The sequence below is a fragment of the Chryseobacterium tagetis genome, assembly GCF_016735585.2.
In the GTDB taxonomy this organism is placed as follows: domain Bacteria; phylum Bacteroidota; class Bacteroidia; order Flavobacteriales; family Weeksellaceae; genus Chryseobacterium; species Chryseobacterium tagetis.
On record NZ_JAERSE020000002.1, the window covers coordinates 49,174 to 62,280 of the forward strand.

The window sequence follows — 13,107 nt, forward strand, 5'->3', positions numbered from 1 at the left end:
TTTAATTCTTATCAGAATCAAGAATTGTTTTCATTGGGTTCTGATAATTCAAATTATCTGTTATTCCGTTATGATTCTGATCTTTTAAAATAATCAGAGTATCTCCTTTTTTAAAATTATTTTTCAGTTGTAAAGATGCTTTATAATTAATAACCTCATCTTTATCTCCATGAAAAATAATGACAGGAGACGTAACGGTTTTTAAATATTTATTGGTTTCAAAATTATATTTTAAAAGAAACTTAGGAAGAAATGAAAATTTCTGATCCATTTCATCTTCCATACTGAAATAAGGCGCCTGTAAAATCAACAGTTTTGCATTTTTCTGCGATGCCAACTTTGAAGCCAGCCCAGTTCCAACTGAATATCCTAAAATAATAATCTTGTTTTTGGGGTATCGTTTTCCAAGTTCATCATACGCAAGTTCAACATCTGAAAATAATTGATCTTTACTATTGATTTCATCCTCACTTTTTCCGTAACCTCTGTAATCCAACATGAAAACATCGTAATTCATCTTGTTGTAAAGTTCAGCTACTTCACCCCACCCATTTATTGAACCCCCGTTTCCGTGAAGGTAAAAAATCACCCCTTTCGGATTTTGAGTTTTAAATAAAACTGAGTTTAATTTCTTTTGATCTTTTGTATAAATTGTGAGTTCTTCAAAGTCATTTTTAAAATTAAATGAATAATTTTTCTGCAACTTTTCAGGATGAAAAATTATTTTTTCCTGATAAAAAAACACAATCACACAAAGCATTGCATAAGCAAAGAGAAAAAAAGCAATTATCCACAGAAGTACTTTCATTTCTTACCAAGTACAACCCGGATACGCTCTCTGCATATACTGTAATTCACAAAGGATGAAACCAAAATACTCTGTATGGTATCCTGTTCGTGATTTTGGCTGCATAAAAGGATTCGTAGGATATTCTAACCCGAAATCTGCAAAATCTTTCTGTGTAATTGAAACAAATTCTTCATAAAGAGCATCCGTATTCGGAGCAATATTCAAAGCTACCAAATCTTCTTCGCCTTCTGTTTTTGCGAATAATCCTTTTGTATATTCCCAGATATTTTCAATTGCCTTTACCAAACGGGATTTACTTTCTTCTGTACCCTGAGCGAAAATTTTCATCCAAGACGAAGCGTGAGTATAATGATATCTTACTTCTTTCAAAGATTTTTGAGCGATAGCAGAAAGTTCTTCATCCGCAGAATTTGATAGTGCTTCATACATTAATTTCTGATACACTGCGAAAACGTATACTTTTAAAATGGTCTGAGCATAATCTTCGTTGGGAAGTTCTGTCCAGTGTGCATTTACATATTCGTGCTCGTATCTTAAAAATGCCAAATCATCTTCACTTTTCCCGTTATCAATCACTCTTGAAGCGTAAACATAAAAGTTATTTGCTTGACCAAGTTCATCCAACGCGATGTTCGTTAATGCAATATCTTCCTCCAAATAAGGACCTTCACCGCACCACGCAGACAAACGCTGTCCCATAATGAAACTGTCGTCTGCTAGTTTTAATAAATAATTATATAATGGGTTCATTGTTTAATTTTTTGTAAAATGTAAAAAGTTAGATGTAGAATGTCCTTTTTACAGCTAACATTTTACAGAAGATTACATATTTTTTACGTCGTTTGGAATCTCATAGAAAGTTGGATGACGGTATAATTTGTCATCAGCAGGATCGAAGAATGCTTCTTTATCCACTCCTTCTGAAGTCACAATATATTTACTTGGAACTACCCAAACAGAAGTTCCTTCTTTTCTTCTTGTATAAACGTCTCTTGCATTCTGCAAAGCCATTTCTGCTGTTGGTGCCTGTACAATTCCAACGTGTTTGTGAGATAATCCCGGTTTAGTCTGAATAAACACTTCCCACATATCTAAATTTGCCATAATTCAATTTGAAAATTAGGTAATTTGAAAATTTGAGAATTAAGTAACTTGAAAATTAATACATAATAATAGTATTTTCAAATTAGCACATTTTCAAATTATCTCATTATTTATATTACTTCTTTTTGTTGTTTTTCCGCAAAAGCCACTGCCGCTTCTTTTACCCAAGAATTTTCTCTCTGAGCTTTTCTCTTTGTTTCGATACGTTTTTTGTTTGCAGGACCGTTTCCTTTTAAGATTTCCATGAATTCATCCCAAGGAAGTTCTCCGAAATCGTAATGCTGTCTTTCCTCATTCCATTTCAGATCTTTATCCGGAACTGTTAATCCTAAGAATTCAGCCTGAGAAACGGTAACATCGATAAATCTCTGACGAAGACTGTCGTTACTTTCTCTTTTTACTCTGTAATTCATAGAGATTTTAGAGTTTGGTGAGCTGTCATCATTTGGACCAAACATCATTAAAGCCGGCCACCAGAAACGGTTTAATGAAGCCTGAGCCATTTCTTTCTGTTGTTTGGTACCACGACAAAGCGCCATCAAAATTTCGTACCCTTGTCTTTGGTGGAAAGATTCTTCTTTACAGATTTTCACCATCGCTCTTGAATAAGGACCGTAAGAATTTCCCATCAACATTACCTGATTCATAATCGCAGCACCATCAACCAACCAACCGATAGCACCAATATCTGCCCAGCTCAATGTCGGATAATTGAAAATACTTGAATATTTTGCTTTTCCTTCCAGCATATCGTCGTAAGTTGCATCTCTATCTGCTCTGATGGTTCCGTTTCCTAGAGTTTCAGTTGCAGAATAAAGGTATAAACCGTGACCTGCTTCATCCTGAACTTTAGCCAGAAGAGCCATTTTTCTCCTCAATGAAGGCGCTCTGGAAATCCAGTTGGCTTCCGGCAACATCCCTACGATCTCAGAATGTGCGTGCTGTGAAATCTGACGAACCAATAATTTTCTGTAATCATCCGGCATTACATCTTTTGGTTCCACTTTATTTTCGTCGTGTACGTATTGTACGAATTTTTCTAAATCCATAATCTTTGAATTTGAAAATTTGAAAATTTGAGAATGTATCAATTAATTTTCAAATTAACACATTAGCATATTTTCAAATTCTATTAAACATCATAATTAAGCATCACCACATTCGTTGTAGGGTGACATTGACAGGTAAGAACGTAACCTCTGGCTACTTCTTCTTCGGTAAGCGCGTAGTTTTTTTCCATGAAAACTTCACCTTCTAAAACTTCTGCTTTACACGTACAACAAACTCCTCCTTTACAAGCGAAAGGTACAGGAAGATTGTCTTTCAATGCTTTATCTAAGATACTCTCTTTTTTGGAATTCAAGTGGAACGAATATTCATCATCATCAATGATAACCGTTACCATACTTTCTATATTGGCAATGGCTTTGAATTCATCACTCATTTCCTCCGTATTTTCTTCGTCAGGAGCAGTAAAGTATTCAAACAAAACCTGAATTGCCGGTACTTTTTTATCTTTCTTTAAATAATCTGCGATGCCTTTGATCATTTCTGAAGGTCCGCAAATGAAAAATGTAGATTCTTTTACATCAATATCTGCATATCTTTCAAACAATAAGTCTAACTTTTCAGGAGAAATTCTTCCTTCAAAAATCGGATCTTCATGTTTTTCACGGCTTACCAAATAAATAACTTTCAATCTTCCGTTAAAAGTTTCTACTAACTTATCGATTTCAGCCTTTTTCATCACATGACTCATGCTTCTGTTGCTGTAAAACAGGTATGCATTTGAATTCGGCTCCTGATAAAGACTTTCTTTGATATTTGACAACACTGGAGAAATTCCGCTTCCTGCAGCCAAACCAACATAAGTTTTCACATTTGTAGGGTGATAAGATGTATTGAAACCACCCATTGGAGGCATTACTTCAAGAATTTCATCCATGTGAAGATGCTCATTGAAATACCCCGAAACTTTCCCGTTCTCCAATAATTTCACCAATACTTCAAGTGTATTATTTTTTTCACTCGGCGCATTGCAGATTGAATAAGAACGTCTCTCCTCATTCCCGTTAATCATCATTCGGAAATTAAGATACTGCCCCTGCTTGAATCTGAATTTATCTTTCAGCTCTTCAGGAATTTCTACTGCTACGTTTACCGCATCAGGAGTATCTTTCTGAACTTTAACAGTTTTAAGTTTATAAAATGAATTCATTATTTTTTAAGTATTCTATTAATTTTTCCACCTTCGCACTTTGGCAGGCTGTCCTGAGCATGAACTTTCACTTTTGTGGTGATTCCTACTCTCTTTTTTATTTCGTTTTCTATGCTTTTTTGAAAATTTCCGACAAAAATAGCATAATCATCGGTATTTTGATTTAAATTTTTCGAAGCAATTAATTCATCATCAATTTCAACATCAATATCCAGTGCAACACACATCTGTTCTTTTTCAATGGGTGTCAAATAGTAATTCGGAACCACTCCTTCTACATGAGAAAACGCTTCTTCAACCTGACTTGGATATACATTCACTCCTCTTACAATCAGCATATCATCAGCTCTTCCAAGAATAGGTTTCATTTTGACCATTGTTCGTTTACCACTTTCATCATAATAAAGACTCGTGATGTCGTTCGTCCAGTAACGTAAAAGCGGCATTGCTTTTTTCGTTAAAGTGGTAATCACTAAAACACCTTCTTCACCGAACGGAACAGGTTCTTTTGTAACCGGATCTAAAATTTCAGGATAAAAATGATCTTCCCAAATATAAGCTCCGCCTTTTTCCTCAAAATCTTCCATCGAAACACCAGGACCTATAATTTCACTTAACCCATAAATATTAGTTGCGTGAACTCCTAATCTTTCTTCAATATGATGTCTTATAATTTCCGTCCAAGGTTCTGAACCTAGAACCGCATATTTTAAACTGATCTCGTCTGCAGAAATTCCGCGGTTGGCAAATTCGTCTGCAATGGTCAATGCATAGGATGGTGAACAGCAAATCACTTCCGGTTTAAAGTCCATGATTAGATCTACCTGTCTTGCCGTCATTCCCCCAGAAATCGGAAGAACACTCATTCCTAATTTCTCTGCTCCGTAATGAAGTCCCAGTCCGCCAGTGAAAATTCCGTAACCATATGCATTGTGTAGCTGCATTCCCGGTTTTGCCCCCGCTGCTCTCAGAGATCTAGCCACTACTTCGCTGAACAGATCAACGTCTTCTTTTGTATATCCAACAACCGTTGGCTTTCCTGTAGTTCCGCTTGAACAGTGAATTCTTTGTAATTCATTTTTCGGAACGGTAAATAATCCGAACGGATAGTTATCTCTTAAATCCTGTTTGTAAGTAATCGGAAGTTTCGTAATATCTTCAATCGACCTTATATCTTGTGGAGATATTCCTGATTCATTAAATTTTCCTTTATAAAATTCCGACTTCTCCCCAAGATAGTCTACCAATTTAGCCAATCGCTCAGATTGAAGCTGTCTCAACTGGTCGAGCTTTAAATATTCAACTGAAAAATCCATATCTTTAACTAACTAACATTTGTTAGGTAAAATTAAAAAGATTTTGGAAGTTGGCAAAGATTTTTATGATTTTTATCATATTTTGAATGATTCTAAATAACTAAATAAAGGTCGAGACTAAGTCTAAGGTAGATTCCATAATGGTTTTATTATTCTGAACAAAACTAAAATGTAGTGAAGAATTTCTCTAAATGTCTAATTAACAGTTTTTTTTCTTCCTTAAAAACAACAAATTTTCGTATAAAAATGGAGATTCTTCCTTCGTCAGAATGACAAAAAAGGCGTTTATATCTTCTGATTTCCTAAAAGCCCAAAAAGAATTTTATCCCGAATCTCATCTGTGATTTCAGAGCCGGATTCAATATTTCTTTTGAACCAGAAATAAGAATTGTTGAGAGTATGAAGGATAAAGCGTGTGGTAAAAGCAGGAGATTTAAGTTCCCAATTTTCAGCTTTGTAAATTTCAGAAATTAAATCTTCTACTTCTTGCTGATAGTTTTTTCTTAATTCTACAAATTCAGGAAGTCTTTCTTCCAGGTGTTTCCACTCGTTGGAATAAATATGGGTAACATCCCTGTTCTTTAAAACCACAGATAAATGCTTGTCCAGAAAAAGATTAAGTTTTTCTTTTGGTGGAATAGTGGTGTTTTTCACTTCCTGAAGTTCATCGAAAAACTCTTGTGCAATGCCAAAACAGATCCATTCCAGAATTTCTTCCTTTGAACGGATGTGTGCATATAAAGAAGCCGCCTTAATATTAAGTTTTGTTGCCAAATCCCTAACAGAACTGCCCATATAGCCTTTTTCTTTAAAAAGCTCTACTGCAACGTCTAATATTTTCCTTTGTTTTTCTTTAAGCTCCATCTGGTAAAACGCAAAAGTAATTATTTTGATTTTAATATTTTGATTTTCATGCTATGATTTTTGATGTGATGATTTTCATTCTAAATTCATTTAAGATTTAAAAGGATTTTATAATTCACTATTTTATTAAACCTGACTGTTCTTCCGATAATTTTCATTTAAATCTCTATGAATCGGAAATTTTGTCTTTTTAAGGCTAATTAAAATACATAATTCGGAAATTTTGTCTGTAATTTTTAAAAATTCAACAATTGAACAGTTTTTGAGATAAAGTAATCGAATTAAATGATTAAATAAGATTGAGGACATCAGAAATTAGAAAATCGGATTTAAAATTTAACATTTATTTGACTCTTATGGTCTGAAATCTGATGTCTACAATCTAATAATGAAAACTAAAAAGTAAAGAATCAAAAAATATACAAATATGAACTTAAACCAATATACAGTAAAATCACAAGAAGCTATTCAAGCTGCGCAACAAGTGGCCATGGAATTTGGCAACCAGCAAATTGAACCTCAACATTTATTGGAAGGAATTTTCCAAGTAGATGAAAATATATCGCCTTTCTTATTAAAAAAATCTGAAGCAGATGCTACATTAGTAAGAGAGCGCAATCGTGAAAATTTAGAAAAACTTCCTAAAGTACAGGGAGGAAATATTTATCTCTCACAATCGGCAAATAAAGTTTTGCTTGATGCTCCCAACATTGCTAAAAAAATGGGTGACGAATATGTGACGATCGAACATTTATGGCTTTCTCTTTTAGAAACAAGTTCAGAAGTTTCGAAAATGCTGAAAGATATGGGCGTTACAAAAAACCTTTTGGAAGGTGCTATCAAAGAATTAAGAAAAGGAAGCAAGGCTACTTCGGCAAGTTCAGAAGAGACTTATCAGTCTTTGAATAAATATGCTAAAAACTTCAACGAATTAGCTGCAGAAGGAAAACTCGACCCGGTAATCGGTCGTGATGAAGAAATCAGAAGGGTTTTACAGATTCTTTCAAGAAGAACCAAAAACAATCCTATTCTGATCGGTGAACCGGGAGTTGGTAAAACAGCTATTGCTGAAGGGATTGCTCACCGAATTATCAATGGTGATGTTCCTGAAAATCTGATGGACAAAACATTGTATTCATTGGATATGGGAGCTCTGATTGCCGGTGCAAAATATAAAGGTGAGTTTGAAGAACGTCTGAAATCTGTAGTAAACGAGGTGATCAAATCAGACGGACAGATTATTTTGTTCATTGACGAGATTCACACACTGGTCGGGGCCGGAGGTGGTGAAGGAGCAATGGATGCAGCCAATATTTTGAAACCTGCTTTAGCAAGAGGAGAATTAAGAGCCATCGGTGCAACAACCTTGAATGAGTATCAGAAATATTTTGAAAAAGATAAAGCATTAGAAAGACGTTTCCAGAAAGTAATGGTGGAAGAACCTGATACAGAATCGGCAATTTCCATTCTTCGTGGAATTAAAGATAAATATGAAGCTCACCACAAAGTAAGAATTAAAGATGAAGCAATTATTGCTGCGGTGGAAATGTCTCAACGATATATTTCAGATAGATTTTTACCGGATAAAGCGATTGACCTTATTGATGAAGCTTCGGCGAAATTGAGGATGGAAATCAATTCAAAACCGGAAGAACTGGATGTTTTAGACAGAAGATTAATGCAGTTGGAAATTGAACTGGCAGCGATTTCAAGGGAAGGAAATCAGACCAAAATAGATCATTTAAAAGAAGATATTGCGAAGATTTCTGAACAGAGAAATGAAATTAATGCAAAATGGCTGAAAGAGAAACAAAAATCTGAGGATTTAACTCAGATTAAAAAAGATATAGAGTCTCTGAAATTAGAGGCCGAAAGAGCTTCCAGAGCCGGAGATTATGCAAAGGTTGCTGAAATTCAATATGGAAAACTTCGTGAAAAAGAGGAAGAACTTTCTAAACTTGAAATTGAGATGCAAAACCATCAGAATGAATTAATCAAAGAAGAAGTAACTTCTGAAAACATTTCTGAGGTGATTGCAAAATGGACAGGAATTCCTGTAACCAAACTTCTACAATCTGAAAGAGAAAAATTGTTAAGTCTTGAAACCGAACTTCACCATCGTGTTGTGGGTCAGGACGAAGCCATTACTGCTGTTGCAGATGCGATCAGAAGAAACAGAGCAGGATTAAGTGATGATAAGAAACCCATCGGATCGTTCTTATTCTTAGGAACCACCGGTGTCGGAAAAACTGAGCTGGCAAAAGCTTTGGCTGAGTTTTTATTCGATGATGAAAATAATATGACGAGAATCGATATGAGTGAATATCAGGAACGTCATTCGGTTTCGAGATTGGTGGGAGCGCCTCCTGGATATGTTGGGTATGATGAAGGCGGACAATTAACAGAAGCGGTAAGAAGAAGACCTTATTCTGTAGTGCTTCTGGATGAGATTGAAAAAGCACATCCTGATGTTTTCAATACTTTACTTCAGGTTTTGGATGACGGTCGTTTGACAGACAACAAAGGAAGGGTGGTGAATTTCAAAAACTCAATCATCATTATGACTTCGAATTTAGGTTCACACTTAATTCAGGAGAATTTTGAGAACATTACTGATGAAAACCAGGATGAGATTGTTGATAAAACGAAAGATGAAGTGTTTGATTTATTGAAGCAGACCTTACGTCCGGAATTTTTAAACAGAATTGATGAAATTGTACTGTTCCAGCCTTTAAGAAAAAAAGAAATCGGAAAAATTGTTACGTATCAGTTGAGAGGATTCAATGATATGCTGGCAAAACGTAATATCATCATGACTGCAACTCAGGATGCTGTAGATTATCTGATGAATAAAGGATATGATCCTGCTTTCGGAGCAAGACCATTGAAGAGAGTGATTCAACAGGAAGTTCTCAATAAATTATCAAGAGAGATTCTTGCAGGAAATGTAAATGACGGTGACAGAATCACTTTAGATTATTTCGAGGAAACAGGTTTGGTTTTCAGACCTGCTGAACAATAAGTAGTTTTTTTCATATATTATTTTTGAAGAATTTCCGCAGATTTTTTGTCTGCGGAAATTCTATTTTATAACACATCAACTGTAAAATAAGCAAATTCCATTGTAGCCAACCTTGAAATCAACAATGTCTCTATTTTATATTCACTAATTCTACATCAAAAATGATGGTAGCACCTGCAGGAATTGCTGGTCCGGCACCGTTATCTCCATAAGCCAAATCTGAAGGAATGTAAAATCTGTATTTAGATCCTTTGCTCATGAGTTGGATACCTTCTGTCCATCCTTTGATTACCGCACCCAGATTAATATCCATTGGCTCGCCTCCATTTTTGTCAGTAGAGTCGAAAACAGTTCCATCCAGAAGCTTTCCAGTATATTTTACCTGTACAATATCTGTTGCTTTTGGTTTTGTTTTACCATCACCTTCCTGCAACACTTCATATTGTAAACCTGAAGCTGTAGTTTTTACTTTAGGATTACTTTTATTTTTTGTAAGAAAATCCAGACCTTTTTTCTTATTTTCATCTGCTTGCATCCCCGCTGCAGCTTGCTTTTTTTCATGTTGCTTCTGCATAAATTCCTGCATAAAGGTTGTCATTTCTTCGGCTGGCATCAACTTTTTTGTCCCATTCATTTCTTCTTTAATAGCCTGAGCCAAAAGATCTGCATCTACCTTGAAGCCTTCTTGTTTCATGTTTTGAGCAATACTTAAACCTATATAATAAGACGCTTTCTGATCATCTGTATATTTGCTGTCGTCTTGTTTGTCATCTTTATGAGCACATGAAATACTAAATGTTGCTATGCAAAATAATGCGATAGTGTGTCTTTTCATTTTATAATTTTTTTATGTTTAACCTATTACATAATCGCCGCAAATCTATCATTTATTCCAGAGTTTTTCATCGTATAAATTTTTCAAATTATCATATAGGTTGTAATTCGTTGAAAACCCATCATCCATATTTTTATATTTTATTTTTTTCTAACATCAAATTTTAGAAATTTTGTAAATATATATTTGTAATAAGTGATGTAGATCTGGTCTGCGGCACTATTTTTTTATGATAAGTCATATCCAATCCATCCAATAAACACAATCCGTAAAAACACGGATTTTTAAATCGGAAAAAAACCATGTCGCATTACGTTTTTTTTTCAGAGATTTGCACTAATTATTCATAAACACTAATAAAATGGACCCTAACGAAAACAATCACCTAAATAATCTTACCGCTAAAGTACCTTCTGAACTTATTCAGAGTTTAGTTGACAATTACCGCTCAAATCAGTTGGTATGTATCAACGAAGGTCTGGGAATAGAAGATGCACATTCTATCTGGTTTGATCTTGTAACTTTAAAAAAATTCATCACAGAGATAGAAGATGCTGCTAAGAATCTTGAGGTACCTGTTCCTGAGGAAAATTTAGGGATTCGTTTTTATTATGCCGCTTATCCTGAAGTTCCTCAAGAGCCTATCCCGGAAAGCTGTTCTAAAAAACATACTTTAGTTCTGGTTCCTACAAAAAAAGAGGATGATCAAAACTATGATTTCAACCCTTTTGAAGATCAAGAAAATGTATTGGCAGTAACCACCGGAAGAATGGCTTTGGCACAGAATCATGGATATTTAATTCCACCAGGAGCTTCTAATGTTGAGTCTTATTAATTTATTTTTTAATTAATGACAGATTTCCAAATATTACTACAAAGTTGCATGGGACTGAGCGAAGGCATTGCTGCATTAGCTTCAATTCTATATTTTAAAAGCATAAAGAAAAGTCACTATCTGTACTTTTCTTTATTTCTTATTTTTATTTTTTGTTGTGAAATGTTTGGAAAATTTGCTGACCAGTACGTTTCTTATTCCAAAATTTCATTTTTCAATTATTTTGTTATTCCATTAGAATTCATATTCTTTTATTGGTTATACGCTTGGAAGTCTTTAAATAAGAAAAATCTCTTTTTCATATTTACATCTTTGTATCTTTTATCATTTATTCCTCATGAGTTATATTTTAATGTTTTAAAGAACAAAGTTATTTACTCATTCACTTATACATTTGGTAGTTTTCTCCTCATGTTTTTGGTAGTGATGGAGTATTATAAGCAAATTAATTCTGACAACATTTTACATTTTGCAAAAAACAGAATGTTTTACATCAATATTGGGGTAACTTTGTTTTATATCGGGACACTTCCGTTTTGGGCATTTTACTTCCAGCTATACGAACACAGAGAAATTTGGGATATCTATTTTAGCTACTTTCTGATATCCGGAATTATGATGTATCTGTTATTTGCAAGTTCATTTATATGGGGAAAACAGAATTATTCTTAACGATTGCTTTATTCAACCTGTTTTTTGTATTCTTTATTGTAGCTGTGATGATTTACATTAGAAAATATCAGCAGAGAAAAAAAGAATATTTGAATGAGATTGAAATAAACAACGAAATTCATCAGAAAGAATTGCTTGCTACCCAGCTTGAAATTCAACAGGCAACCATGCAACAAATTGGAAGGGAGCTGCATGATAATATAGGACAGAAACTTACTTTGGTAAGTCTTTATACTCAGCAAATGTTATATGAGAATAAAGTTCCGGAAGCCAGTGAGAGAATTGAGCAGGTTTCACAAATTATCAATCAGTCGTTACAGGACCTGCGAAGTCTTTCAAAAACCCTGACTGACGATAATATTAATAAGAAAGAAATTATAACACTTATACAGGAAGAAGTAGATAATACGAATTCGTTTAAAAAGTGTAATATCGTTTTTGAGCATAATTTTGAGAAATTAGATTTAAGTTTTATCCATAAAAATGTACTGCTTAGAATTACTCAGGAATTTATTCAGAACAGCATTAAACATTCTCAATGTAAGAATATTTATATTCAATTAAATACTTCCGAAGATCTTCTTTGGGATTTGGAAATTAATGATGACGGAGTAGGTTTTGACACCTCAAAAACGCTTAACCACGGTATTGGTCTTACCAATATGAAAAACCGGGCGAAAATCATTAATGCCGATTTCACTATAGAAAGTGAGAAAAATAAAGGAACACAAGTTAAAATAATTTTAAAAAGAGATTCATGAAAAAGACGATAGTAATTGTAGACGATCACGTGCTTATTGCCAAGGCTTTGGAAGGAATTATTGATAATTTTAGTGACTTCGAAGTGATTTATGTTGCCGAAAACGGAAAAGATCTTATTCAAAAGTTTGAAGAAAAAAATCCGATTCCCGACATTATCCTTTTAGATATCAGTATGCCGATCATGGATGGTTTTGAAACCGTAACATGGCTTCAGGAAAATCATCCGGACATTAAAGTAATGGCTTTGAGTATGCAGGGAGATGATAAGAGTGTCATAAAAATGGTGAAGAACGGAGCAAAAGGCTACCTTCTGAAAAACACCCACCCAAAAGATCTGGAAGAAGCGTTGACCAGGCTTAACAAAGACGGGTATTTTTATCCGGAATGGGCTTCAAAGATCATTCTCTCTAACCTCAACAATCATCACGATTCGGATACGAATGTAAAAATTTCAGATCGCGAAAAAGAATTTTTAAAATATACGGTCACAGAACTCAGTTATAAAGAAATTGCAGAAAAAATGTGCTGCAGCCCAAGAACAGTGGAAAGCTACCGCGATCAGCTTTGCGAAAAACTGGATCTAAAAACCCGGGTTGGGCTCGCTATCTATGCCATTAAAAATGGTTTTGCAGAATCTTAAGACAACACAAAAACACATTCAATTATAT

At 34.3% G+C, this 13,107-nt stretch carries 12 protein-coding genes; 4 read left to right on the top strand and 8 right to left on the bottom strand.

Translation table 11 applies throughout. The features are described from left to right. Position 1 precedes the first annotated feature (1 nt). From JI747_RS05530 to JI747_RS05560, 7 genes are all read right to left on the bottom strand, one after another. Positions 2 to 808 (bottom strand): alpha/beta hydrolase, encoded by an 807-nt coding sequence (locus tag JI747_RS05530; RefSeq protein ID WP_225686877.1) that lies wholly within the window; start codon positions 806 to 808, stop codon positions 2 to 4. Between the two features lie 3 nt (positions 809 to 811). Then, positions 812 to 1,561 carry a 1,2-phenylacetyl-CoA epoxidase subunit PaaC gene (paaC, locus tag JI747_RS05535; protein WP_225686879.1) on the bottom strand — a complete coding sequence of 250 codons (750 nt, stop codon included), beginning with the start codon at positions 1,559 to 1,561 and terminating at the stop codon, positions 812 to 814. 72 nt (positions 1,562 to 1,633) lie between these two features. Then, positions 1,634 to 1,915, bottom strand: coding sequence for a 1,2-phenylacetyl-CoA epoxidase subunit PaaB (paaB, locus tag JI747_RS05540; protein WP_002981782.1), 282 nt, complete (start codon positions 1,913 to 1,915; stop codon positions 1,634 to 1,636). Positions 1,916 to 2,025: 110 nt separating this feature from the next. Next, positions 2,026 to 2,964: a 1,2-phenylacetyl-CoA epoxidase subunit PaaA gene (gene paaA / locus JI747_RS05545; protein WP_225686880.1), complete on the bottom strand. Its 939-nt coding sequence runs from the start codon at positions 2,962 to 2,964 to the stop codon at positions 2,026 to 2,028. 83 nt (positions 2,965 to 3,047) lie between these two features. Continuing rightward, on the bottom strand, positions 3,048 to 4,133 hold the full coding sequence (locus tag JI747_RS05550; RefSeq protein ID WP_225686881.1) for a 2Fe-2S iron-sulfur cluster-binding protein: 1,086 nt from the start codon (positions 4,131 to 4,133) through the stop codon (positions 3,048 to 3,050). Further along, the gene (locus tag JI747_RS05555) at positions 4,133 to 5,449 is read right to left on the bottom strand and encodes a phenylacetate--CoA ligase family protein (RefSeq protein ID WP_225686882.1); all 1,317 of its coding nucleotides are present in this window, start codon (positions 5,447 to 5,449) and stop codon (positions 4,133 to 4,135) included. The genes JI747_RS05550 and JI747_RS05555 overlap by 1 nt, the downstream gene beginning before the upstream one ends. A gap of 285 nt (positions 5,450 to 5,734) precedes the next feature. Next, the gene (locus JI747_RS05560) at positions 5,735 to 6,313 is read right to left on the bottom strand and encodes a TetR/AcrR family transcriptional regulator (protein ID WP_225686883.1); all 579 of its coding nucleotides are present in this window, start codon (positions 6,311 to 6,313) and stop codon (positions 5,735 to 5,737) included. Positions 6,314 to 6,740: 427 nt separating this feature from the next. Here JI747_RS05560 and clpB point away from each other — a divergent pair, with 427 nt between their 5' ends. Then, positions 6,741 to 9,335 (top strand): ATP-dependent chaperone ClpB, encoded by a 2,595-nt coding sequence (gene clpB, locus JI747_RS05565; protein ID WP_225686884.1) that lies wholly within the window; start codon positions 6,741 to 6,743, stop codon positions 9,333 to 9,335. 130 nt (positions 9,336 to 9,465) lie between these two features. On the opposite strand, the gene JI747_RS05570 is transcribed toward clpB, so the two are convergent. Continuing rightward, complete coding sequence (locus JI747_RS05570; protein ID WP_225686885.1) at positions 9,466 to 10,170, bottom strand: FKBP-type peptidyl-prolyl cis-trans isomerase; 705 nt, start codon at positions 10,168 to 10,170, stop codon at positions 9,466 to 9,468. Positions 10,171 to 10,531: 361 nt separating this feature from the next. Here JI747_RS05570 and JI747_RS05575 point away from each other — a divergent pair, with 361 nt between their 5' ends. From JI747_RS05575 to JI747_RS05585, 3 genes are all read left to right on the top strand, one after another. After that, on the top strand, positions 10,532 to 11,005 hold the full coding sequence (locus JI747_RS05575; RefSeq protein WP_225686886.1) for a hypothetical protein: 474 nt from the start codon (positions 10,532 to 10,534) through the stop codon (positions 11,003 to 11,005). A 647-nt stretch (positions 11,006 to 11,652) separates the two neighbouring features. Next, a complete protein-coding gene (locus tag JI747_RS05580; protein WP_225686888.1) occupies positions 11,653 to 12,438 on the top strand; it encodes a sensor histidine kinase in 786 nt (261 codons plus the stop codon). Beyond that, positions 12,435 to 13,079, top strand: coding sequence for a response regulator transcription factor (locus tag JI747_RS05585; protein WP_225686890.1), 645 nt, complete (start codon positions 12,435 to 12,437; stop codon positions 13,077 to 13,079). Before JI747_RS05580 ends, JI747_RS05585 begins: the two co-directional genes overlap by 4 nt. The last annotated feature ends 28 nt before the right edge of the window (positions 13,080 to 13,107 follow it).